The sequence below is a fragment of the Vibrio sp. 10N.222.55.C7 genome, assembly GCF_041473335.1.
Taxonomy (GTDB): domain Bacteria; phylum Pseudomonadota; class Gammaproteobacteria; order Enterobacterales; family Vibrionaceae; genus Vibrio; species Vibrio crassostreae_C.
Window position 1 is genome coordinate 145,772 of the sequence record NZ_JBFRSC010000040.1, and the last position, 22,698, is coordinate 168,469.

General features: G+C 44.7%; 27 protein-coding genes. 14 read left to right on the forward strand and 13 right to left on the reverse strand.

Annotation, left to right across the window (positions count from 1 at the left end; all coding sequences use genetic code 11):
* Positions 1–22: 22 nt before the first annotated feature.
* The 8 genes from flgG to AB4482_RS15080 form a co-directional block, all read right to left on the reverse strand.
* On the reverse strand, positions 23–811 hold the full coding sequence (flgG, locus tag AB4482_RS15045; protein ID WP_017062259.1) for a flagellar basal-body rod protein FlgG: 789 nt from the start codon (positions 809–811) through the stop codon (positions 23–25).
* 21 nt (positions 812–832) lie between these two features.
* On the reverse strand, positions 833–1,582 hold the full coding sequence (gene flgF, locus AB4482_RS15050; protein ID WP_017056855.1) for a flagellar basal-body rod protein FlgF: 750 nt from the start codon (positions 1,580–1,582) through the stop codon (positions 833–835).
* A gap of 251 nt (positions 1,583–1,833) precedes the next feature.
* Positions 1,834–3,138 carry a flagellar hook protein FlgE gene (gene flgE, locus AB4482_RS15055; protein ID WP_017062260.1) on the reverse strand — a complete coding sequence of 435 codons (1,305 nt, stop codon included), beginning with the start codon at positions 3,136–3,138 and terminating at the stop codon, positions 1,834–1,836.
* A 49-nt stretch (positions 3,139–3,187) separates the two neighbouring features.
* Positions 3,188–3,901 (reverse strand): flagellar hook assembly protein FlgD, encoded by a 714-nt coding sequence (gene flgD, locus AB4482_RS15060; RefSeq protein ID WP_010439286.1) that lies wholly within the window; start codon positions 3,899–3,901, stop codon positions 3,188–3,190.
* 17 nt (positions 3,902–3,918) lie between these two features.
* On the reverse strand, positions 3,919–4,332 hold the full coding sequence (gene flgC / locus AB4482_RS15065) for a flagellar basal body rod protein FlgC (RefSeq protein ID WP_004736176.1): 414 nt from the start codon (positions 4,330–4,332) through the stop codon (positions 3,919–3,921).
* Positions 4,333–4,336: 4 nt separating this feature from the next.
* On the reverse strand, positions 4,337–4,732 hold the full coding sequence (gene flgB, locus AB4482_RS15070) for a flagellar basal body rod protein FlgB (RefSeq protein WP_004736175.1): 396 nt from the start codon (positions 4,730–4,732) through the stop codon (positions 4,337–4,339).
* A 255-nt stretch (positions 4,733–4,987) separates the two neighbouring features.
* Positions 4,988–5,815, reverse strand: coding sequence for a protein-glutamate O-methyltransferase (locus AB4482_RS15075; RefSeq protein ID WP_004736174.1), 828 nt, complete (start codon positions 5,813–5,815; stop codon positions 4,988–4,990).
* An 11-nt stretch (positions 5,816–5,826) separates the two neighbouring features.
* Positions 5,827–6,753, reverse strand: coding sequence for a chemotaxis protein CheV (locus AB4482_RS15080; protein ID WP_017066180.1), 927 nt, complete (start codon positions 6,751–6,753; stop codon positions 5,827–5,829).
* Positions 6,754–6,830: 77 nt separating this feature from the next.
* On the opposite strand from AB4482_RS15080, the gene flgA reads away from it, so the two are divergent.
* From flgA to AB4482_RS15095, 3 genes are all read left to right on the forward strand, one after another.
* The gene (flgA, locus tag AB4482_RS15085; RefSeq protein WP_017064135.1) at positions 6,831–7,577 is read left to right on the forward strand and encodes a flagellar basal body P-ring formation chaperone FlgA; all 747 of its coding nucleotides are present in this window, start codon (positions 6,831–6,833) and stop codon (positions 7,575–7,577) included.
* A gap of 178 nt (positions 7,578–7,755) precedes the next feature.
* The gene (gene flgM, locus AB4482_RS15090; protein ID WP_017062263.1) at positions 7,756–8,073 is read left to right on the forward strand and encodes a flagellar biosynthesis anti-sigma factor FlgM; all 318 of its coding nucleotides are present in this window, start codon (positions 7,756–7,758) and stop codon (positions 8,071–8,073) included.
* Between the two features lie 66 nt (positions 8,074–8,139).
* Positions 8,140–8,565: a flagella synthesis protein FlgN gene (locus AB4482_RS15095; RefSeq protein ID WP_017062264.1), complete on the forward strand. Its 426-nt coding sequence runs from the start codon at positions 8,140–8,142 to the stop codon at positions 8,563–8,565.
* A 240-nt stretch (positions 8,566–8,805) separates the two neighbouring features.
* Here AB4482_RS15095 and flgP read toward each other — a convergent pair whose 3' ends face one another.
* Together flgP and AB4482_RS15105 are read right to left on the reverse strand one after the other, a co-directional pair.
* The gene (gene flgP, locus AB4482_RS15100; protein WP_016791311.1) at positions 8,806–9,237 is read right to left on the reverse strand and encodes a flagellar assembly lipoprotein FlgP; all 432 of its coding nucleotides are present in this window, start codon (positions 9,235–9,237) and stop codon (positions 8,806–8,808) included.
* 9 nt (positions 9,238–9,246) lie between these two features.
* Positions 9,247–9,882 carry a FlgO family outer membrane protein gene (locus AB4482_RS15105; RefSeq protein ID WP_017064137.1) on the reverse strand — a complete coding sequence of 212 codons (636 nt, stop codon included), beginning with the start codon at positions 9,880–9,882 and terminating at the stop codon, positions 9,247–9,249.
* 192 nt (positions 9,883–10,074) lie between these two features.
* On the opposite strand from AB4482_RS15105, the gene AB4482_RS15110 reads away from it, so the two are divergent.
* Positions 10,075–11,208, forward strand: a complete 1,134-nt coding sequence (locus AB4482_RS15110) for a flagellar assembly protein FlgT (protein ID WP_017062267.1) — start codon at positions 10,075–10,077, stop codon at positions 11,206–11,208.
* Between the two features lie 140 nt (positions 11,209–11,348).
* Positions 11,349–11,855 (forward strand): Fe3+-citrate ABC transporter substrate-binding protein, encoded by a 507-nt coding sequence (locus AB4482_RS15115; protein ID WP_123301878.1) that lies wholly within the window; start codon positions 11,349–11,351, stop codon positions 11,853–11,855.
* Between the two features lie 128 nt (positions 11,856–11,983).
* On the opposite strand, the gene AB4482_RS15120 is transcribed toward AB4482_RS15115, so the two are convergent.
* The 3 genes from AB4482_RS15120 to AB4482_RS15130 are packed head-to-tail and all read right to left on the reverse strand — an operon-like array spanning position 11,984 to position 14,740.
* Positions 11,984–13,225, reverse strand: coding sequence for an NAD(P)/FAD-dependent oxidoreductase (locus AB4482_RS15120; RefSeq protein ID WP_136974758.1), 1,242 nt, complete (start codon positions 13,223–13,225; stop codon positions 11,984–11,986).
* A gap of 23 nt (positions 13,226–13,248) precedes the next feature.
* Positions 13,249–14,322 (reverse strand): methyltransferase, encoded by a 1,074-nt coding sequence (locus tag AB4482_RS15125; RefSeq protein WP_065584069.1) that lies wholly within the window; start codon positions 14,320–14,322, stop codon positions 13,249–13,251.
* A gap of 28 nt (positions 14,323–14,350) precedes the next feature.
* The gene (locus AB4482_RS15130; protein WP_017062271.1) at positions 14,351–14,740 is read right to left on the reverse strand and encodes a hypothetical protein; all 390 of its coding nucleotides are present in this window, start codon (positions 14,738–14,740) and stop codon (positions 14,351–14,353) included.
* A 72-nt stretch (positions 14,741–14,812) separates the two neighbouring features.
* On the opposite strand from AB4482_RS15130, the gene AB4482_RS15135 reads away from it, so the two are divergent.
* From AB4482_RS15135 to hutH, 9 genes are all read left to right on the forward strand, one after another.
* Positions 14,813–15,562, forward strand: coding sequence for a beta-ketoacyl synthase chain length factor (locus AB4482_RS15135; protein ID WP_372174845.1), 750 nt, complete (start codon positions 14,813–14,815; stop codon positions 15,560–15,562).
* Positions 15,559–16,329, forward strand: coding sequence for a lysophospholipid acyltransferase family protein (locus AB4482_RS15140; RefSeq protein ID WP_372104564.1), 771 nt, complete (start codon positions 15,559–15,561; stop codon positions 16,327–16,329). The genes AB4482_RS15135 and AB4482_RS15140 overlap by 4 nt, the downstream gene beginning before the upstream one ends.
* 105 nt (positions 16,330–16,434) lie before the next feature.
* Positions 16,435–16,695, forward strand: coding sequence for a phosphopantetheine-binding protein (locus tag AB4482_RS15145; protein ID WP_004736154.1), 261 nt, complete (start codon positions 16,435–16,437; stop codon positions 16,693–16,695).
* A gap of 10 nt (positions 16,696–16,705) precedes the next feature.
* A complete protein-coding gene (locus tag AB4482_RS15150; RefSeq protein ID WP_004739745.1) occupies positions 16,706–16,963 on the forward strand; it encodes an acyl carrier protein in 258 nt (85 codons plus the stop codon).
* The gene (locus tag AB4482_RS15155) at positions 16,963–17,520 is read left to right on the forward strand and encodes a septation protein IspZ (RefSeq protein WP_017062274.1); all 558 of its coding nucleotides are present in this window, start codon (positions 16,963–16,965) and stop codon (positions 17,518–17,520) included. Before AB4482_RS15150 ends, AB4482_RS15155 begins: the two co-directional genes overlap by 1 nt.
* A 6-nt stretch (positions 17,521–17,526) precedes the next feature.
* Positions 17,527–18,915 (forward strand): AMP-binding protein, encoded by a 1,389-nt coding sequence (locus AB4482_RS15160; RefSeq protein ID WP_372181160.1) that lies wholly within the window; start codon positions 17,527–17,529, stop codon positions 18,913–18,915.
* Between the two features lie 88 nt (positions 18,916–19,003).
* The gene (locus AB4482_RS15165) at positions 19,004–19,366 is read left to right on the forward strand and encodes a 3-hydroxyacyl-ACP dehydratase (RefSeq protein WP_017062276.1); all 363 of its coding nucleotides are present in this window, start codon (positions 19,004–19,006) and stop codon (positions 19,364–19,366) included.
* Positions 19,359–21,158 carry a glycosyltransferase gene (locus AB4482_RS15170; protein WP_017062277.1) on the forward strand — a complete coding sequence of 600 codons (1,800 nt, stop codon included), beginning with the start codon at positions 19,359–19,361 and terminating at the stop codon, positions 21,156–21,158. The genes AB4482_RS15165 and AB4482_RS15170 overlap by 8 nt, the downstream gene beginning before the upstream one ends.
* Positions 21,136–22,683, forward strand: a complete 1,548-nt coding sequence (hutH, locus tag AB4482_RS15175; protein WP_017062278.1) for a histidine ammonia-lyase — start codon at positions 21,136–21,138, stop codon at positions 22,681–22,683. Before AB4482_RS15170 ends, hutH begins: the two co-directional genes overlap by 23 nt.
* Positions 22,684–22,698 lie beyond the last annotated feature (15 nt).

Below are 22,698 nucleotides of genomic sequence, written 5' to 3' on the forward strand. Positions count from 1 at the left end.
AAGTAAACGGCGAATAAACCAATTACAGCTGTTGGTTAACAAAGCTCATCATCTTGTCTACTGACGAGATAACTTTCGAATTCATTTCGTATACACGCTGAGCTTCAATCATGTTTACCAGCTCTTCGGTTACGTTTACGTTCGATGTTTCTAGCATCGATTGGCGGATGTTACCCAGGCCATCAAAGCCCGGTACACCCTCTTGTGGGTCGCCACTCGCGCCAGTTGGCAAGTAAAGGTTTTGACCTACTGGCTCTAGACCACCTGGGTTTACAAAGTCAGTAATGGTAATTTGACCAACCACGACGTTGTTTTGCTCGCCACGTAGACGAACCGATACTTCACCGTCGTTACCAACCGTTACCGAGATCGCGTCTTCAGGAATCACAATTTCTGGTTGTAGAGGATAACCTTGGCCCGACGTTACGATCGCGCCTTCACCGTTCAGTGTGAACTGACCATTGCGGCTGTAACCTGTTTCACCGTCTGGCATTTCAACTTGGAAGAAACCGTCGCCTTCAATCATCATGTCTAGGCTGTTAGATGTCGTTTGTGCGTTACCGTGAGTGTGCACTTTTTGAGTCGCGACGACCTTAGAACCGGCACCCAGCATCAAACCACTTGGCAGCTCAGTATTCTGAGACGATTGACCACCCGGTTGATTAATATTCTGGTAGAACAGATCTTCAAATACCGCGCGGCTCTTTTTAAAACCAATGGTCGAGGCGTTGGCAAGGTTGTTCGAAATCGTTGAGATATTGGTTTGTTGGGCGTCTAAACCCGTTTTACTTACCCATAATGCTGGATGCATAGCAATGTCCTTTAAATTCTATTAGCTCATACGAAGCAGTGAATCAGACGACTTGTCCATTTCCTCTGCTGTGCTCATCATTTTGACCTGCATTTCAAACTGACGTTGTAAGTCAATTAGGCTGGTCATTTCACCTACGGCATTTACGTTACTGCCTTCGATAGCACCTTTTAGCAACGTTACCGCTGCATCTGCTTCGTATGCCTGATCTGGGTTTTTCGAACGGAATAGACCATTCGTGTCTTTAAACAAACTTTGGTTGTCTGGACGTACAAGCTTAATACGATCAACCACGGCCAATTCTTCAGCTGGAGCGCCTTGAGGAATCACCGAAATCGTACCGTCTGTACCAATTTCTACTTTGCTGATTGGGATTGGCAGCGTGATTGGTGCATCGTTTTCACCAAGCACTAAGTGACCGCTTGCGTTGGTTAGTAAACCGTTTTGGTCCACCCTTAGGTTACCGTTACGTGTTAAACCTTCACGGCCAGTATTGTCCATCACTGAAATCCAACCATCACCTTGAATGGTAACGTCTAGATCTCGGCCAGTAGTAACCACACTACCCTGAGCGAAATTATGACCCGGACGCTCTGTCATGCTGAAAACACGAGTAGGCATGCCTTCGCCATACGCTTGCATTGAACGTGCCTGTGCTAAATCAGCACGGAAACCCGTTGTACTTACGTTGGCAAGGTTGTTTGCACGTAGCTGCAAAGCTTGCATATTTTGCTTAGCGCCACTCATGGCAAGAAACAGTGCGCGATCCATAATTTTGCTCCAAAAATCATCTTCTGGGGCTAATAAAGCAAACACTGTGCCAATATTTTTAACTGTTATTTATCAATAATTTAAATAGAAAACGAACAAGAAGGGTGATCATCAAAGGATCATTGAGGAAGAATTGTTGCCAGTGGCATTACCGGGCGGCAATAGGGGCGGCAAATAAAAAGACAAACAACAATACCCAATTCAATAACATTGAATTGGGTATTCGCAGATGATTCAAACGCTTTAAACGATTAACGAATCTGAAGAATATTCTGTTGTAGCTGGTTGTGTACTTCTAGAGAACGCGAGTTCGCCTGGAAGTTACGTTGAGCAGAAATCAAATCAACCAGTTCTTGAGTCATATCGATGTTCGACTGCTCTAGCGAGCCGTTGTTGATGCTACCAAATGAACCTTTGTTCGATTCACCCCAGATCTTGTCACCAGAGTCGTTGGTAGAATCCCATTGAGTACCTCCTTTCTTATCCAGACCTTGCTCATTTGGTACACGAACCAAGCCTACACGGCCAAGCATCACGTTTTCACCATTTGAATAAGTACCTAGAACACTGCCGTACTCATCGAAATCGATTTTTGTTAAGAAACCTGTTGTCGCGCCATCTTCATCAAACTTAGTCAATTCAAACGGAGCGGCAAACTGAGTTGAAGAATCTAAACCAAACTTAAGCACTTGAGTTGGATCAGCACCGTTCAAGTCAATAGGGTTCGCACCAGCACCCAGTGGTTCCGAGTTAATCGGCTGACCATTGTTTAGGCTTGCTAACGTACCGTCATTGTTGAACTTCATTGTGTGACCAACATGACCTTGTGCATTCGTCGCATCACCACCAGTAATGTTGACCGGCTTTTCACCGTTCTCATCTGACATGGTGTAGTACGTTTGCCAAGTGTTTGGTTGAGTCTGATCTTTGAGGTAGTAAGTCGTTAACTTGTAAGACTGACCCATAGAATCGTATACCGTCGAAGACGTTGCACGGTTATAAGTATCAGCATCTTTGAAGTTAAATGCAGCCGGGTCTTTAAGATCACCGTTTGCAGGAAGGTTAACCCCTACTTCAATGTTTTCTGTCTGTTTTGGCTTACCAAACTCAGCAGGAATGTCGAGAGGCTTTGGCGCGTAAGAAAGAACTTCACCCGAGTTTGGATCAACATCGTAACCTAAAAGAAACTCATCGTTAGCGGTAACCATGTAGTTGTCTTTGTTTAGGTGAAATGCACCATTACGCGTTAATTCGTTAATCTCTGGCACCATGCGGTCTTTCGATACTGCAAAGAAACCTGTACCACTTACACGTAAGTCCATTGGGTTGTTCGTATAAATACTTGAACCTTCGTGGAACTGTTGCGCCACTTGGCTAGCTTGCGCACCGCCACCTGCCGTCGTTTTTGCGTTAGTGAACAACGAGCTTGAGTAAACATCACCAAACTCGGCACGAGACTCTTTAAAGCCAAATGTGTTCGCGTTCGCAATGTTGTTACTGGTTGTATTCAGGTCTAATTGTGCAGCGGATAGGCCGCTTAAAGCTACATATGACATTCCATTATTCTCCTAATCTATCTAGCTAGCATAGTCACTCAATAAAGAGCTACGCTTTACCAACTTCTAGTACTTCAGCAAGTCGTACTGGCGATGTGAAACCAGCCAGATTGAGTAGTACGTTGCCATCGCCCTTACCAAGAAGCACACTGTTCACGTTCGCATAACTGGAAACTTGGAACTCTGTGTTCTCGCCATCCAGCAAACCCGACGCTTTCACGTTGTATTTACCGGCCGGCAATGGGTTACCGTCTTCGTCTTTTCCGTCCCATTCAACACGTGTATCACCAGATGGTTTAGAGCCGATATCAAATGTGCGAACCAATTGGCCAACTTCGTTCTCAACACGGACCATTACATTGTCCATTGCCTGAGGAAGCTTAACCATTGCCGCCATACCGCCATCACCGGGTTTTACACCTGCCGCACCAGGAACCAATACATCACGCCCAACTAAAGAGGAGGCCTGAAGAGCTTGGTTAGAGGTCATTGATGAATTCAAGCTTTCAAACTGTGTATTCATTTTGCCAATGCCATCTACAGTCGCAAATGAAGCCATTTGCGCAATCATCTGGTCATTGCTAACCGGCTTGAAAGGGTCTTGTTGTGCTAGTTGCTTAGTCAACAAAGATAAGAAATCTTCTTGTTTAAGATCCTGCTTACCTGTTGTTTCATCGGGCTTTTTAGCGCCATCTTGAAGACTCTTCAGCTGGTCAACATAGGACAAGCCGCTTTGACCAACATTGTTGTTGATTCCAGCCATGTGCTACCTCCTTATCCTTATTGACCCATCTGCAGCGTACGCAGCAGCATTTGTTTACTCGAGTCAGCAACCTGTACGTTCGTTTGGTACGCACGTGATGCCGAAATCATGTTTGCCATTTCTTCCATAACGTTGACATTAGGCTTGTAGATATAGCCTTCGTTGTTCGCTAATGGGTGATCCGGGTTGTACTCCGCGCTTAGCGGCTTATCGCTTTCCACAATACCTAATACTTTCACAGGCACAGTGTGACCACTGTTGCGTGCTTTATTTAACTCAGCGCCGAACACTGCGTGACGAGCCTTGTAAGTTTCTTCAGCAGAACTACTTACACTGTCCGCGTTCGCAAGGTTGCTCGAGGTCGTATTTAGACGAACAGATTCAGCACTCATCGCAGAACCAGTCACATTGAATACATTGAATAAACTCATCTAATTATTCCCCTTTAATCGCTTTAGTTAAATTCTTGAACTTACTTCCTAAGAAGTCGAGAGAGGCTTGATGCCTAATTTGGTTTTGCATGAAAAGGTTTCTTTCCAAATCCAAATCAACCGTGTTGCCATCTCCTGTATCAGGTTGGGTAGGAATACGATACTTCGTTTCCCCGTTCACCGTTGTTGAGGCAGAAATGTGCCGACCATCTGTACGGCTAAGACCAATGCTTGCCCCAGAACTTGCCGCTTGCAGTGATTTCTTAAAGTCTAGTCCCTTTGCTTTATACCCAGGCGTGTTTGCTTGCGCGATATTGGTGGAAAGCACCTCAGCGTTACGCTCACGTACACCAACTGTGTGCTGGTGAATGCCCAAAGCATTGTCAAAAGAAATAGCCATGTAAACCTCAACTCAAGAACTGACTGTTATGAAATAACCAAAGCAATATATATACCAACTTTTAAAACGAGGCGGTCTATCAATGCTTTTACAGGTTACTCGTGGGTAAACTTGCAATATACAAGCCAAAAAATAGAGTAAATTGGAATGTCACTCTGACTTAAAGATATAGCTTAAGCAGGAAAAAGAAAAACCAGCACTTGGCTGGGTTTTAAATTTAGACGGTAACGTTACACCTAATATGGGTGCCACTCGTTACTTTAATTTGTAGATGATGCCTGGATTACAGCGAACCATTTCAAAACGATCGGTTAAGCCTGTTAACGATTCAGACGCACCCAACAGTAAGTAACCACCAGGGTTCAGGCTATTTGCCATCTGGTTAAGTACCTTTGACTTCATATCAGGCGAGAAATAAATCAGCACGTTACGACAGAAAATAATGTCGAACTTGCCTAACAATGCATAGCTGTCCATCAGGTTCTGAGGGCGGAAGTTCACCATGCGCTTGACGTTATCTTTCACTTTCATACGGCCATCGCCCGCATCTTCAAAGAAAGTACGACGGCGCTCTGGAGAAAGTCCACGTCCCAATGCAAGGTTGTCATAAGCGCCAGTACGGCACATATCCAACATACTTGCTGAGATGTCAGTTGCGGTAATCGATACATTTGGCAGCATACCTGGCTTACGAGCTTGAGTTTCAAGAATCGTCATTGCCATTGAGTATGCTTCTTGGCCTGAAGAGCTTGCCGCAGACCAAATCTTAATAGGACGTTTATTTGCCGCTATTTCCGGTAGAAGCTTATCCGCAAGCACAGCAAACGGGTAAGTATCACGGAACCAAAGTGTCTCGTTCGTCGTCATGGCATCGACAGCAGCCACACGCAGCTCACGGTTTCGACCTGTTACTACATCTCTCAACAAATCAGACAAAGAAGCTAACTTAAACTTCGTTACTAATGGGCTTAGACGACTGCGCACTAAATACTGCTTGCTGTCACCTAATACAATGCCACATTGAGATTCTAAGAAACGGCTGAAATCGCGATACTCTTGATCACTTATTGTTATAGCAGTCATTAATGTCTCTTTTAGTTAGTTAACGCAGCTTTTACAGCTGCACCAAGCTCATCTGGGTTGAATTTAGCGATGAAGGAGTTAGCTCCAACACGCTCAACCATGGCTTGGTTAAATACACCACTCAACGATGAGTGTAAAATTACGTATAAATCTTTAAGTTCGGCGTGACGACGAATCTCAGCAGTCAGCGTATATCCATCCATTTCTGGCATTTCGATATCAGAAATCACCAATGAAATCTGATCGTAAATACTGCCTTCTGATGACATCTGTATCAGCTTCTCGTAGGCTTCTTTACCATCCTTCACCGAGATAACTTCAAAACCAATCGACTCAATAGCACGTTGAACCTGCTTACGAGCAACGGTCGAGTCATCAGCAATCAAGATGCGGCGAACCAGTTCTTTCTCTTGTTCTACTTTCGCAATATCTTCAGCAATCTTGCTGTCCATTGTTTCATCAACAGGAGAAATTTCTGCAAGGATCTTCTCAACATCAAGAATTTCTACCAATTCATTATCAATGTTGGTTACCGCTGTCAGGTAGTTAGCTCTACCTGCGCCATCTGGCGGCGGAAGAATCGATTCCCAGTGCATGTTAATAATGCGCTCAACTGAACTTACCAAGAAACCTTGAATGGTTCGGTTAAACTCAGAGATAACCACAAAACACTTTTCAATATCCGTTGTAGGACGGCCACCAATCGCTAAGCTCAAGTCGATCACAGAGATCGTTTGGCCACGAATGTGTGCTACACCTTTAACCAGTGGGTTCAAGTTTGGCATCTTTGTCAGCTTAGGGCATTGCAGCACTTCTTTTACTTTAAAGACATTAATGCCGTAACGCTGACGCCCCATTAGGCGAAAGGTTAGTAATTCTAATCGGTTTTGACCGACGAGTTGCGTACGCTGATTCACCGAATCAAGAATACCCGTCATGAGCTCATCTCCATATCAAACTTTTTTGTATAAAAAGTGTTAGTCTACTGCAGGCTACGAACCACCAGAGAAACGGAATGACGTATTATAAAACAAATTTGCCACCTCTTTCCATAGCAATGTGTAGAGCTACTTTTAAAACTGTCGCTAAGTTTATCGGCATTTTATCAATATTGTTTAGTTTTTTTGTACAAGCTGCGACCCCAGAACAAATTGAGATGATTCAGTCTGCAGCGGAGCAACATATCCTTGATACAGTTGAGCAGCCACAAGGTGGCGAACTCTTTGTTAATTCAGCAAATGTTGACTCAAGAATCAAAGCGACAGACTGCCCAGTGCCTTTAGAGACCAGCGCTTCAACAACCACCAATACCCGCAGCAGTATTACGGTTTTAGTGCAATGTGTTCCTGATGAGTGGCGAGTTTATGTACCGGTGCGCCTTTCGATGTCGGTGCCTCTTGTCACCACCACTCGCTCACTCGCGAGAGGCGAAATCGTCGGTCAATACGATGTCACCACCGCTATGATTTCTCTTAACAAGTTTCGTCGCCAAGGTTTCACAGCTCCACATCAGGTCATCGGCGCTAAGGTAAAAAAGAACCTAAGACCGGGCGATGTTGTAGAAAGAGGTGATATCTGTGTCGTGTGCCGAAACGAGAAGGTTATCATACAGGCAGTAAAAGGTGGCATGACCATTACCACCAAAGGAACTGCGCTTACCGATGGCTCTATGGGTGATCAAGTAAGAGTGAAAAATGATAAATCACAGCGTATAATTGAAGGGATTGTTACCAGCATGTCTGAAGTCACGGTTTACTTTTAACTCTTTACTTCTAAATTGACGGTATCGTTAGCGATTTCACCCTCAACTCTAACGCCAAATATAACGGCTGCGGTGTTTTGTCCCTTTTCGACTATTGAGCTAAAAATTGCTAAAGTATTCGAACCCTTGGTCGATATTGACTGTACAGGTTCCCATTTTTGAAGAAAAAGGCTTAACTATGGCAGGCATTGATAATATTCGTTCAGGGCAAACCCTAACGACCACTAACCGATCAGCAGTACGCTCTGATTCTAGTTCTGAGGCATCACGCTCTGATGTATCAACTAAATCACCAGCAAGCAAAGATGCGGTTTCACTGAGCCAACAAGGCAAAGCGATTGGTCAGCTCCACCAAGATATGGCAGCACAGCCAAGCTTTGATTCTGTGAAAGTAGCAGCGATCAAAGAAGCAATTGCGAATGGTTCATACACTGTCGATCCAGAGAAACTGGCTGACAACATGATCAAGTTCGAAGATGAATTAAAAGGCCTTTAAGAAAACACTAACTTTTGATTGAAGTTATTGTCTTAAAGTACACGAGGTTATGAATAGGTTTACGTTATGGCGGCACTAGCAGATTTAGTTAATTTTCAACTTCAAAATGCCAAAGCCTTATCTGAATTACTAAGTTCAGAGAAAACCGCTATTACGAGCCGACAATCAAACGATATTGAGCGAATCGCCAAAGAAAAAGTAGTCCTTGTTGAACAATTAAGATCAACCGATCAGCGAATCGCGACCCATACCAATATCTCAGAACTGACCGAGAATCCTGAACTTGCTCAGTTAGTCACAAAGATCCAGTCGATAGTGCACGATTGCCAGCAAGCGAACCTTGTTAATGGCGAAGCCTTGAATCGAGCACACCTTAGCTTCAAAAAACTCAGCAATATGATGCAGCAAAGCCACGGTAAAATTGGCATGACCTACAATGCCGGTGGTCAAACGCATACTATTTCCACGCTGGGAACCAACGTAAAAGCCTAGTTAAGCTACCTCTTCAACAACACTCCTACTTAAGTCTGTATCTCAGGCTATTTCTGTCGTTGTTCTTTATCAAAATTTCTAATCAGCCTTTGAACACCCTGACAAAATCGATAAACAAAAAAGCGGCAAGTATTTTCATACTTGCCGCTTTTACATCCATATTAGTTATTGGTTGCCGATATGCCATCTGGAAAGCGAGTAGCAACCAATATCACTGAATATTCAATTCGAACACCGAAATTAGAACAGTGTTTGTTGTCTCTTCTCAGGTACTGCCTGAACTTCACCGTAGTTACGTAGCTGATCCATCTTGCGAATATCCAACTGAAGCTCTGTTACGTAGCTATCACCCACAGGGTAACTGCGCACCACTTCTGCGCCACGGATAACACCATCAACCGCACCTGACGTACGCTCTGTACCAAGCCGTTGATCTTCAAGTTCTGCTCGACCGCTTACTCGCATGCCGTAAACCTGTTCAGCAAGCTCACGATAAGCATCGATCTTAGAGGCTCTCATCGCGCGGATACGTCTCTCTTCGTCGTTACGACCTTTCTGCTCACTGATACTCGCATAGCCAACAGCCACTAAGAAATCATCAGGTCTCATGCTCTGCAATGGCTGACAGCCAACAAGCAATAAAGCGGCAACAACAAACATTAACTTCTTCATCTCGAACTCCTAAGGGCGAAGAATAACAGTATAAGGCTGACTGATCGTTGGATCGGAACGAATGATCACGCCATCTTGAGTTCGAATACTGTTGAGAGTATCTAGGTCACGGCCAATACGGTCTGCAGGTAAGAAGCCTTGTGCCGTCGCCACTACAATTCGAGTTTGCATGCCAACAACGCGAGCATTTACTAGTACACCGCCTTCTTGGCGAAGCATGGTGCCTGTCAGTACATACTGTACGTCTTGCTCTTGAGCTAAGTCTTTCCAATCGCGGCTCAACGCAAAGTCACCTTGGTGAGTCACTTGGATAGAGCCAGTAGTTTTAAAATCAACTACCTTGAAGCCACGACGCTGAAACTGATGAATGAAGCCTTCTGATACCGAGTTGCCTAGCCAGTTCGTTGTGTCCATGTGCTGCAGGTCCACAAACGAAGTAATTGCTATTGGCGTTCTCGCTGAAATACTTGTATTCGAAATGATCAAATCTTCAGTCATACTTTCCACAAAAAAATCCATGGTATGACGAGGGCTGTCCATCAACATAAACTGACTGCCTGAATATTCAGACTTGCCGTTATAGATCGGCGAATAAGCGCATGATGTCAGTAACATGACACTCATTACTACGAGCCATTTTTTCATTCTCTAATCTCCAGATAGTTTTAGTGCCACCTGTTCCAATATGTTCTCACCATTATTCTTTTCAATGGATTACAATGTTGGAACAGTCTTTGCTTTTCATTAATGGTTCAGATTAAGAAAAACGCACTTAAGTCAGCTTCAAGCTTATAGTTATTTGTTAAGCAATATTTATACCCAACTGGTAACGAATAGATGAAAAAAATAATTTCTTACTTATTTTCAATAAGTTCACTGATAACCATAAGCTTCAGTGCTCATGCCTCTTGGTATGAGGTTACCGGTACCGCAGCCATCGTATCGTCAGAGGAAACGGCAAGGGTCCATGCTCTGGAAGACGCGGTATATAAAGCGATCCAGTTCTCAGGAGCCGATATTGGTAGCATTGCCAACCTCACGCCCTACCTCGACGCAAACAAAAAAGAGTTTCAATTTACCAATCATGAAGTGCGCTACATCTTGGTAGAAAAAGAGAAAAAACGCAGTGGCAATATAATGATCACCGCAAGGATCGATATCTATCCTTCGGCAAATGCTTGCCATGAGAGCCAATATAAGAAGACATTTTTGGTCGGCAACATCGATGTGACTTCCCCACAGCAAGCTGTAATGGGCAGAATCTATAACATCGGTGATGATTTTGGTCATGTCGTAGATCGACAGCTGGCGCAAGAGTCTCGCAGCTTTGTTTCCGTTGGCACGACCAATTACGACATCGACAAACGTCGACCTGAAGTGATCAAGATGATCGCCCAAGACACTGGCGCACAATACATCATTGGTGGCGACATTACCGATTTAACCGCGACCATCGAGTCCAAACTGTTGAAAGACGACATCATCAATCGCCAGTTTGCGTTAGAGATGCAAGTCTTCGATGGTAAAACAGGACATCAGGTTTACAACCGTAGCTATCGTGAAGTGGCAAAGTGGCCATTTGCTAAGACCAGTGAAGTGGACACCCGCAGTGCTCGTTTCTGGGCATCAACCTACGGCAGTATGATGCTGCGTGTTAGCCGCAATATTATGTTGGACTTGGAATCTGAAGTGTCATGTAAGATCACGCTTCCAGAGGTGGCAGCGGTATTTGGTAACACGGTGACCATTGATTTAGGTCGAATGCATGGTGTTCAACAAGGTGACAAACTGCAACTGTGGCACACAGGTTCGTTTATCGACCAACGCGGCTTGCCACGTAATAAGGTATCTCAAAGCGATATCACACTGACCGTTTCTCGCGTTTATGAAAACGAAGCAGAACTGACGATCGACCAACCAAGCCTTGCTGGAAGCATTCAAATTGGTGATGTGATGCAGAAAATCATGTAGTTAGCGACACGCCCGCCTCACAGTTTCTAATAAAGCCTTAGCACTTTTGTTAAGGCTTTATTTTTTTTCATGGGTATTAGTTTCGGTTTTGTAGTATTTGGCGTAATCTTATTAATAACATAATCATCACTTAGCAAACTATGAGTCAGAATAATCTAATTGGTGCTACCGGTTACCGCTTTATCTCGAAAGGTAAAACCGCTTTTAAGATCCACATCCATACTCCCGAAGATACGGTGCTGCATCGGTCGGTCGGTTTTGTTCGTATGGGTGAAGACAAAGCACTAAAGAAAACCATTAAATTAAGAGATGAACTGGGCAGACAGCTTTGGGGTAAATTTTGGCCCAAAGTCCTCAAAGAGCCCTTCCTGATGACGCGCCTGCCTCATAGTTTAGAACCCAAAATTGTATTCAAGCCAAATCCAACTCAGAGTGATCCTGAGCACCGCGACGAGTGCTACATCGCTAAGTGGCGCGTCTTCTCTGAGAATGGTGACTACAAGTACAAAACCAAGGTATGTTCAATCAGAAAGCACGGCCGACTTGCAGCTTATAGCCAAACCAAACGTGCGCTGCTTGATGCTCACAAAGACGTAATTGATCTACTTATATTTATGGGACGATTGAACAGCATCGACTTAAAATAGGCTTAAATCCGATTAAGCTGACCGCCCATATTTTTCAGATACAAAAACAGCCGCACATTGCGGCTGTTTTTAATTTATGACGATCCATCGTGGCAATTTAGAGTATTGCTACATACAAAATCGATTACCTAGTTTCGGCATATCTCAGCCAGTGTCGCCAATCGGCGCTTAGACTCTTTCACATAAGGGTTGGCTTGATCCCATGCGTAACCCGCCAGAATTGAGCACACCATCTGCTTAATCTTTGGATTTGGATCTTGATAGAAAATCACATCCTGCAAAGTACCTGAGTACCACCCCTCAACATACGTTCTAAAGGTGTTTACACCAACCATCAAAGGAGCGGCATAATCGCGTTCCCAATCTACCTTCTCACCGTTAAGTTGCTTTTCGACACACTCAACCGCAAACTGTGCCGACTTCATCGCAATCGTCACGCCTGACGAGAACACCGGGTCAAGGAACTCGCCGGCATTGCCAAGCAACGCGTACTTATCCGTCGCCAAATGTTTTACATTGGCAGAATAGCCACCAATTTCACCCCCAGGGTTTGGATACTCGGCGCTTGCCAGTATCTCAGCCAAGCCCGGCTCTTCCGCTGCCAGCTGTTTAATTGCAGCAATCTTGTCTTCTGGATAGGACTCAAAGAACTTAGGCTCTCCTACGACACCAAACGAAGAGACACCGTTACTAAACGGGATCAACCAATACCAAACATCAGGGTTGGTTGGATGCACAGAGATAAGAATTTTATTTCGGTCATATTCAAGATCGGTATCCACCTCTGCAATATGATCGTTAATGTGCGTAAAAATAGCTTTGCGTGGAGGGAGCGATGACGGCTCTGCCAAGTTAAGCATTTTTGGTAGCACTCGACCAAAACCACTGCCATCCAGAACGTATTGCGCTTCTATCTGATAACGCTCTCCACCCAGCACTTGTACATCTAAAATGGTGCTGTCGTCGGTGAAATTAATGCCCATTAACTCATGTTGGTAATCAATGCAGACACCCTGCGCCTCAGCCGTATCTGCCAAAACCTTATCAAAGGCACCTCGCTGAACCTGAAACGTAGTTCCAGGGCCAGAAGAGAACTTGTCTTCAAAATTAAACGCCGTATAAACGCCATTTTTGCGAAAGGCAGCGCCATCTTTGTATTGGAAGTTAGCGTTGATCACTGCGTCAGTCATCCCAGCCTGTTCAATCACTTCCATACAAGCTGGTAATAGGCTTTCACCAATAGAAAAGCGAGGGAATACGCTCTTTTCAATCACTCGAACATCGATGCCTTTTTTATGAAGTAAAGACGCAGCAATAGACCCTGATGGCCCAGCTCCGATGATCACCACTTGAGTTGATAGTTTTTTCATTATTTAAGCCATGTTTGTTATTTTTATTGCGCGCCAGCTTTCAATTCAAGAAGCGTGTGACCAAGACCGATATCGTCGGTGCGAGTTACCACTTCAAAGCCCGCTTCTTCAACGATCTCTAAGAAATCTTCACTGCGGTAAAAACGGCTGTTGCCATTTGCCAAGCAGGTAAAGTAGAGAGACGTCGCGTTTAAGCTATAAGAAGCCGCATCGTATTTCTGTGCATCCCAAAACAGTTCAAGGATATAGACAGTCGCGTCTTCTGACATATGAGAGCGAACGCGCTTTAATATGCTCAGAATCTCCATTGGCGAGAAACAATCAAGGAACTGACTCATCCACCAAACATCCGCGCCCGTTGGCAGAGTTTGCTGTTTATCGAGCATATTCGCTGGGAATGGCGTGACTCGCTCTTGATGACCATGCTTTGCCGCGTTTGCCATTGCCATTTCTAGCTGCTGTGGCAAATCAACAATCGTCACCTCAACGTCCGCATCATGGTTGCAGCATTGCATCGCCCACTTACCCGTGTTGCCGCCGATATCCACCAGCGACTTAGGTTTCTTGCTGAAGACTTTTTCAAGTAACACAGGGAACGAGCGATCCGAATAGAAGTGATCAAACTTGAACCAACTCTCTTTTGCTTTTTCTGGCAATTGAGACAAGCCTTGGTAAATGGTTTCCCAATCACCCAACTCTTTCAAGCCTGCAGGTGTGCCTTCTTCAATCGCTTCTGTTAGATGCATCATCGCGGCATAACAAACATCGGCTGTGAAATCCATGTTTGCGTTAGTCATACCATCATGCAGAAGGTAGAAACCAAGGTTAGCCATTTTGTAGTTAGGCTTTTCCCAAGTCACAATATGAGCACTTAACGCCATATCGAGCAGGACTTTCACGCCGTACTCAGAGACACCGGTCGATTCAGAGATAGACTCTGCTGGTAAACCCTCGTTGCCCGCGTCATCTAACGCTTTCAAAATGCCTAAATCACGAAGTGTACGAGCAGTATGAAAAACAATCGGAGCGAAAGACAATTTCTGCGCTTCTGTTTTTGCTTCTAATGCGTTGAATGGATCTAATTTATATTCCGACACGAAAAACCTAACTTTAAATAATAGAGAGTTACTCAGCTGCCATTTGCGCAAGCTTACGTTTAATATCAACGTTTAAGTTATTAACCCAACGGTTGTAATTACGGTGTATTTCACCATCGTCGTACTTCAAATTCTCTGATTCAACGTAAAGAATAGAGTAAAACTTATCACTATAAGGAATTTCAACCACAGCGTGGTGCGAACGAACATACAATTCAGCGCGGATCAAACCAGGCTTTATTTCTGAAACCAACCAGCCTCGATTTTCAGCAGATTCAGAAATAGCTGATTTAACCTGTTTACTTTGAAGATTCAGTGCAACTGGAGTATCCTCAACATTCATTACAGGTTGGACGCGTCCACATCCTGCAAGAACGAATATGAATAACATTGAAACTGCTATTTTTAGTAATTTCATTTAAATTCCTTATCTGTGTTTATTTATAAGCGCGCATAGTATTTAGTTAGACTCAAAGCAAATCAATACTCTATGTCAAATCAATCCCAATTAATGTCGTTTAATATTGAGAAATGGTCTGCAAATTCAGCGGGGCTCAATTCTATTGCTGAATGGCAAGCGTGGAGCACTAATTTAGATTGGCCACAAGATGGCTCAACTGAATTTAAAGCTATTCCTCCAATGATGCGCCGCCGAATGAGTGTGCAAAGCAAACTTGCTGTCCAAACCGCGTTAACCCTATTAAAAGACACCTCGATTGATTATCTGGTCTTTGCTAGCCGACATGGTGAGTTGCATCGAACCGCCACTTTGATTCAGTCGATATTAGAAGGTGACGATGCCTCACCAATGGCGTTCTCGCAGTCGGTACATAATACCGCAGCTGGTCTAACCACCATTGCCGCCAAAGCACCGATTCCACTGACTTCAATAGCCGCAGGGCAAGATACTTTCCATAACGCTCTGATCGAAGCTTATCTTTACCTTCATCAATATCCGTCGCATCGAGTGTTAGTTATCGATTTCGACCAACCTCTGCCCGAGCTCTACCAAGAGTACGAAACACAGAACTTTGCTGATTATGCGCTGGGCTTAGTGCTCACCGCTGGCAGTGAATACTCTATTACTAGGACAGTAGAGACCAACCAAGCACCTTCCGTGTTACCACAAGGGTTACAAACGCTCCAACATATCTTATTGGGCGCAAATAAGTGGGCTATTGCTGGCAAGCACCAAACTTGGTCTTGGGTAAATAACACCGAGACAGGTCCACAATCATGAGCAAAATCGACCAATATTGGCGAGTATTCGCGACAGGGCTGTGCTTTACCATCTTTGGTCTAGGTGGCTTAGTATTGAGCTTCTTAATCTTACCGACTATCGCGCTAACCAATCCCAATACCATTAAAAGAGAGCTTAAAGCACAGCGATTAATCCGTTTCTCATTCAATGCGTTTTGCCAGATCATGAAGTTCACCGGAGCAATCGATTACCGAATTGATGGTGCAGAACTACTGCGTAACGACCGTAACTGCATTATCGTCGCCAACCACCCAAGTTTGATTGACTATGTGCTGATCGCCTCTCAACTTCCTCAATGTGATTGCCTCGTCAAAGCGGCCATTTGGGAAAACCCTTTTATGAAAAGGATTGTCAAAGCGGCAGGTTATATACCGAACCAAGCCCCTGACGATCTTTTAGAGCGCTGTGAAGAACGCTTCTCACGTGGCAATGTCATGCTGATTTTTCCCGAAGGAACTCGCACAACGCCAGGAATTGAACCATCCTTACAGCGTGGGGCGGCACAAATCGCGACTCGAACACAAACCGATTTACGCGTGATTCATATTACGGTTTCTCCGACATTCTTAACGAAAGAGAAAAAATGGTATCAAGTTCCTGCGTCGAAGCCCTTTTTTCATGTCGCGGTGAAAGGTAAAATAGAAGTCGAACCATTTATTGAAGGCTCAAATAATTTAACTTCGGCAGCAAGGCGCCTTAATCATCATCTTGCACAAACAATTTTCCCTTCCGAAGAAAACATTTAGCGTATCAATAACATAACAGGCGATATCGGCATTTCGAAAATACCTCATATAATGTAGAATCGCCCCCTTAAAGCAGCATTCAGATAAAGCATTAAGTAGGCCAAAGTGGAAACATTACACAACGAACTGAAACAACTGATCATCGACGCATTGAACCTTGAAGACATGAGCATTGATGAGATTGAAACGGAAGCTCCACTATTTGGTGATGGACTTGGACTAGACTCTATCGATGCCCTTGAGCTTGGCCTTGCTATCAAGAAAAAGTACAACATTGTTATCGATGCAGATGATTCAAACACTCGACAGCACTTTGCGTCAGTTGAAAATCTAGCGAACTACATCTCTTCTCAAACGAATAACTAGACAGATCTTTATGACACAAGCTAACCAACAAGAAGTATACAACCAGGTTAAAGATGCGCTTATTGAGCTGTTCGAGCTTGATGCTGAAGATATCACCCCTGAAGCTCATCTCTATCTTGATCTAGACCTAGACAGCATTGATGCCGTTGATTTGGTCGTTCACCTACAGAACGTCACAGGTAAGAAGATCAAACCTGAAGAGTTCAAAGCAGTGCGCACCGTTAATGACGTTGTCGAATCTGTGGTTGAACTATTGAAGGACGCCTAATGCGTCCTCTGCTGACTTTACTGTCGGCAATTATACTTTTCACTTATCCAATAGCGGTTTACTTTGGACTCAACAAGTTTGGCTTACAAACCGTTGGTATTGCCTTAGCCGCTATCTTTGCTGTACGCATTTTCACCGGCGGTCAGGCTAAAATCAAAGAGCTAAAACACCTAGCTTGGATCAGTGGAAGTGCCGGTATTGTTCTGCTGGCTTTAGGCTTAGCCTTTAAGCAACACGGCTGGCTAACCTATTATCCCGTTATCGTTAATGTTTGTATGCTGGTTGTATTCGCTTCGAGCCTATGGCAACCACAAACGATTATCGAACGTCTTGCTCGCCTTCAAGAGCCTGAACTTCCGCAAAGTGGCGTTGATTACACACGAAAAGTCACCAAAGTGTGGTGCTTGTTCTTTGTTATCAATGGCTCTATTGCCCTTTACACCTGCTTCCAACCGCTAGAAGTATGGACCCTATACAATGGCTTACTCAGCTATCTGTTTGCAGGGTTACTCTTTGCAGGAGAGTGGGTAGTAAGACAGCGCATTCGTCAGAGTTAAATTGTTATGACCCAAACCGTATCTTACACCTCGTTGTCTGAGCTTCTCAGCCAGGACAGAACCCCTGAATCTATTGTCTGCTTTGACGACAATAGCGAGATTACGTGGCAAACATTTAACGACGACTTATCTCAACTCGTACAATTTTTGTCTTTATCCCCTTTTCAACGAATCGCGATTTGTACCCAAGACAGCTACCTATTTACGGTGGCCTTTTTGGCATGTGCAGCAGCCAACAAACACATCATCTTACCGGGCAACTACCAGCCATGTGCGCTTGCTGAGTTAAGTAAGCAGTTTGATTGCCTGCTAGTTGATAACTCGATTGGCGAAGTTGAGGTGAGTGACGTTCGTAATATCCAAACCTTATTGGATTCAAACACTGAAGCACAAAAACCTCTAACCGAGAATCTTACGACCATTGATTTGGCAACAGTCCCATTAACTCTGTTCACTTCAGGTTCAAGTGGCACGCCAAAAGCGATAGATAAAACGTTAGAGCACCTCGATATTGAGACCGCTCAGTTACACAAGAACTGGGGTGAGTTACTCAAGGGAAACCAAATCCAAAGCACAGTTTCTCATCAACATATCTATGGTTTGCTGTTTAGAATCTTATGGCCACTATGCTCTGGTGTTCCATTTGCTCGACACAACCTTGAATACCCAGAACAGATCTTATCTCACGCAAATCAAAACTGTGTACTGATCAGCAGCCCAGCGCTACTTAAACGATTAAAGCATGAGACCAACAAGGTACAACTTGCAGGAATCTTCTCTTCGGGTGGTCCATTGCCTACCGAGTCGGCTCACCAGTCACGAGATCTGCTTGGTCATTTACCGATTGAAGTCTTTGGTAGCACAGAAACCGGTGGCATCGCATTTCGTCAGCAAGAGAGCGCTCAAACGCCTTGGCAGCTTTTTGCCTGTATTGAGGCTAGTCTCAACAGTGAGAATTGCATTAAGTTATTGTCGCCGTACATCGATAAGAATAACTGGTATCAAACCTCTGATGAGTGCGAGATGGTCTCGGAGAATCAATTCATATTGAAGGGCCGAACGGACCGAGTGATCAAGATAGAAGAAAAGCGAGTATCACTGGTTGAAGTGGAAAAGCGACTGGAGCAACTGCCTTGGATAAGTGAGTGCGTGGTTATTCCATTTGAGGAGCCTGAGCGATTAATATTAGCCTCTGTTTTGGTATTATCAGATGAAGGCCAAGCCGCTCTATCGACCATGAGCAAAGGTAAATTCTGGTTGATGCTGCGTACAGAACTCAGAAAGTGGTTAGAGCCAATCGCAATCCCGAGAAAATACCGTGTTGTCGATGAGATCCCCCTCAACAGCCAAGGTAAGCGATTAACATCTCACATAGAACAGCTAATAAAATCATAGAAACCGCTGATCGTATTTTACACTGAGATTATCTTTTTATATTTTTGTCAAAGAACCAATATTTGCCCAAGGATTCTAAGCACGCCCTATGGATAAAAGAAAACCAAACATCATTGCTGTAGACACGGTAGAAAATGAATCGACCCTGACACTTCATGTTAGCGGAGATATCACCGACTTTAATGGGCACTTCAAGAGCTTCCCTATTCTACCTGGCGTCACGCAAATTGATTGGGCACTTCACTACGCAGTCCAAGAGTTAGGCGTTCCTGGTTTCTTTAAAGGAATGGAAGTCATTAAGTTCCAAGAGCCTATCCTGCCTGACGCTACAATCCAGCTATCACTCAAATGGGATGCTGACAAAGACAAGCTGAGCTTTAGTTACACATCAAACAACGGTGAACAGACCCACTCTTCAGGCAAAATGAAGCTGGGAGAAAAAAGTGAATAGCGCTCCCGTCGAGGCTACTTCTCAACACCACACAAAAGAAAGCAGCTACAAGGCTTGCTTCCTTATCCCGTGCTTTAACCATGGCGCAACCATGCCGGCTGTGGTGTCGTCACTTCATCATTTTGAGTTACCGATCATCATCGTTGACGATGGCAGTGAACTCACAACAAAACAGTTTCTGTCTCCCCTAGCAGAGAATTCAAACGTAACCTTGGTGACGCTTGAACAGAACCAAGGTAAAGGCGGCGCAGTAAAAGCCGGAATCAAAAAAGCGCAGCAACTAGGCTTTAGCCACGCTATTCAGATAGATGCTGATGGGCAACACGACCTGGAAGCCTTGCCAACATTGATTGAGGCCTCACAAGCTAAGCCACAACGTCTGATATCAGGCCAGCCTATCTACGACGACAGCGTACCCAAAGCAAGGCTCTATGGGCGCTACGCGACACATATCTGGGTATGGATAGAAACCCTTTCTTTATCAATTAAAGACAGCATGTGTGGCTTTAGAGCGTATCCTATCAACCAAACTCAAACTGTGTTGAATAAGTACGATGTTGGTTCGAGAATGGACTTCGATATCGAGATTTTGGTTCGCCTGTATTGGGAAGGTTGCGACATAGACTTCGTTGAAACGCGCGTTATCTATCCTGAGAACGGCATCTCTCATTTCGATGCGTTGTGGGATAACGTCAAAATCAGTTGGATGCATACACGTCTATTCTTCAGCATGCTGCCAAGAGCACCAAAACTGATTGCTCGCCATTTCAAATCCGATTCAGCTGATAATAACCCAAATTTATCGACTGATTCAGAGCCGCAAGCTTCTGAACAACCACACTGGTCCCGCACTCAAGAACGCGGCACAGTATTAGGCATTAAGCTGTTATTAGCCATTTATACCTTGTTAGGTCGCGGTGTGTTCAACCTCATTCTGCGTGGTGTGATGCGTTACTACCACTTGACGGGCCAGCGTGCGCGAAACGCTTCCGAACAATATCTATTCCAATTAAAAGCCTATGCGGAACAGCAAAATATTGAGCTCCCCGGAGAACTAACCAGTTACAACCATCTGCTTTCATTTGGCCATACGATGCTCGACAAGCTCGCGGCATGGAAAGGTGATTTCTCGGCAGATAACCTGACTATTCATGGCCAAGACCAGTTCGAGAGCATGGTGGCAAATAAGCAAGGTGTGCTAATCCTTGGATCTCACCTTGGCAATATTGAGCTGTGCCGAGCTTTAGGTCGCAGACACTCGAACATCAAAATCAACGCCCTGGTTTTTACAGAACACGCCGAACGTTTTAATTCCGTGATGAAAGCGGTTAACCCGCAGTCTGATTTAAATCTGATTCAGGTGACATCGATGGGGCCTGATACCGCTATCTTGTTACAACAGAAACTAGAGCAAGGCGAATGGATCGTGATTGTTGGCGATCGAACTTCCACCAGCAAAGAGAGCCGCTCAGTATGGGCTGAGTTCTTAGGTAAGGAAGCTCCATTCCCTCAAGGTCCATTTATGTTAGCCTCGGTTCTCAAAGCACCCGTATTTTTGCTGTTTGGGTTACGTGACGACTCACAATCTAAGCCGCATTTTAATGTCTATTTCGAGCATTTTAGCAACAAGATCGAGCTACCAAGAAAGACTCGCGAACAATCTTTACAGCAAGTCGTGCAAAAATACGCAAATCGACTTCAGCACTACACACTGCAAGCACCGCTTCAGTGGTACAACTTTTTTAATTTTTGGACATTGAGCAAGCACCATGACGAAAAAGAATCCAAATAGCATCACCTTTGGTGCCGAGCGCCTCACGATTGAGGATGTTGTCGCTATCTCACAAGGCGCAAAAGCCTCGATGAACACAAGTGAAGCATTCACATCTAAGATCGACCGTGGTGTCGCTTTCTTAGAACGCCTATTGAAAGAAGAAGGTGTGATTTACGGTGTAACGACGGGTTACGGTGACTCATGTACGGTTGCGATTCCGCCAAACCTAGTTGACGAGCTACCACTGCATTTAACACGTTTTCACGGCTGTGGTTTAGGTGAAATATTGTCTCACGAACAAGCTCGTGCAGTCCTTGCAACTCGTCTTTGTTCGTTATCACAAGGTGTCTCTGGTGTGACTCACGATCTACTCAACCAGATCGTTACCCTAATCAACCAAGACATCTCACCACGCATTCCTCAAGAAGGATCGGTGGGTGCCAGTGGCGACTTAACACCTCTGTCTTACTTAGCCGCAGCACTGATTGGTGAGCGTGATGTAATCTACAAAGGTGAAGTGCGCCCAACCAGTGACGTCTACAAAGAGTTAGGAATTAGCCCTATCAAACTTAAGCCAAAAGAAGGCTTGGCGTTAATGAATGGTACGTCTGTAATGACGGCATTAGCTTGTATCGCTTACAAGCGTGCGGAATATCTAGCTCAGCTATCAACTAAGATCACCGCTATGGTATCAGTCGGTATGCACGGCAATGACTTCCATTTCGATGAAGCGCTGTTTGCAGTCAAACCTCATCCTGGTCAACAACAAGTTGCTGCATGGCTGCGTGATGATCTGCAAGCGGATCGCCCGCCACGTAACAGTGATCGCCTCCAAGATCGTTACTCTCTGCGCTGTGCTCCACATGTTATCGGCGTGGTTCAAGACTCTCTGCCTTGGCTACGCCAAATGATCGAGAACGAGCTAAACAGTGCCAACGACAACCCAATTATCGATGGTGATAATGAGCGCGTACTGCACGGTGGACACTTCTACGGTGGACACATTGCAATGGCGATGGATACGTTAAAAACTGCAGTTGCGAACCTTGCTGATCTGCTTGACCGTCAAATGGCTCAGCTGATGGACTACAAGTTCAACAACGGTTTGCCATTCAACCTAACGGGTGCTGAAGGCGAACGTAAGCCAATCAACCACGGCTTTAAAGCAGTACAGATTGGCGTTTCAGCTTGGACAGCAGAAGCATTGAAACACACCATGCCAGCAAGCGTATTCTCTCGCTCAACTGAGTGTCACAACCAAGATAAAGTGAGTATGGGCACCATCGCAGCTCGTGACTGTTTACGCGTTCTAGAGCTAACCGAACAAGTGGCAGCAGCGTCACTACTGGCGGGGACACAAGCACTCGAACTTCGTAAGCGCCACAATGAGCTTGATGAGCACCACATGAGTGAGAACCTCAAGCACATTCGCGACGAAGTGCTTAAGGAGTTTGAATTTATCGTAGAAGATCGACCACTTGAAGGCGATCTACGCCACTTCATTGCTCGTATTCAAAGTCAGCACTGGTCACTTTACTCATAAAGTAGCCAACCCTTT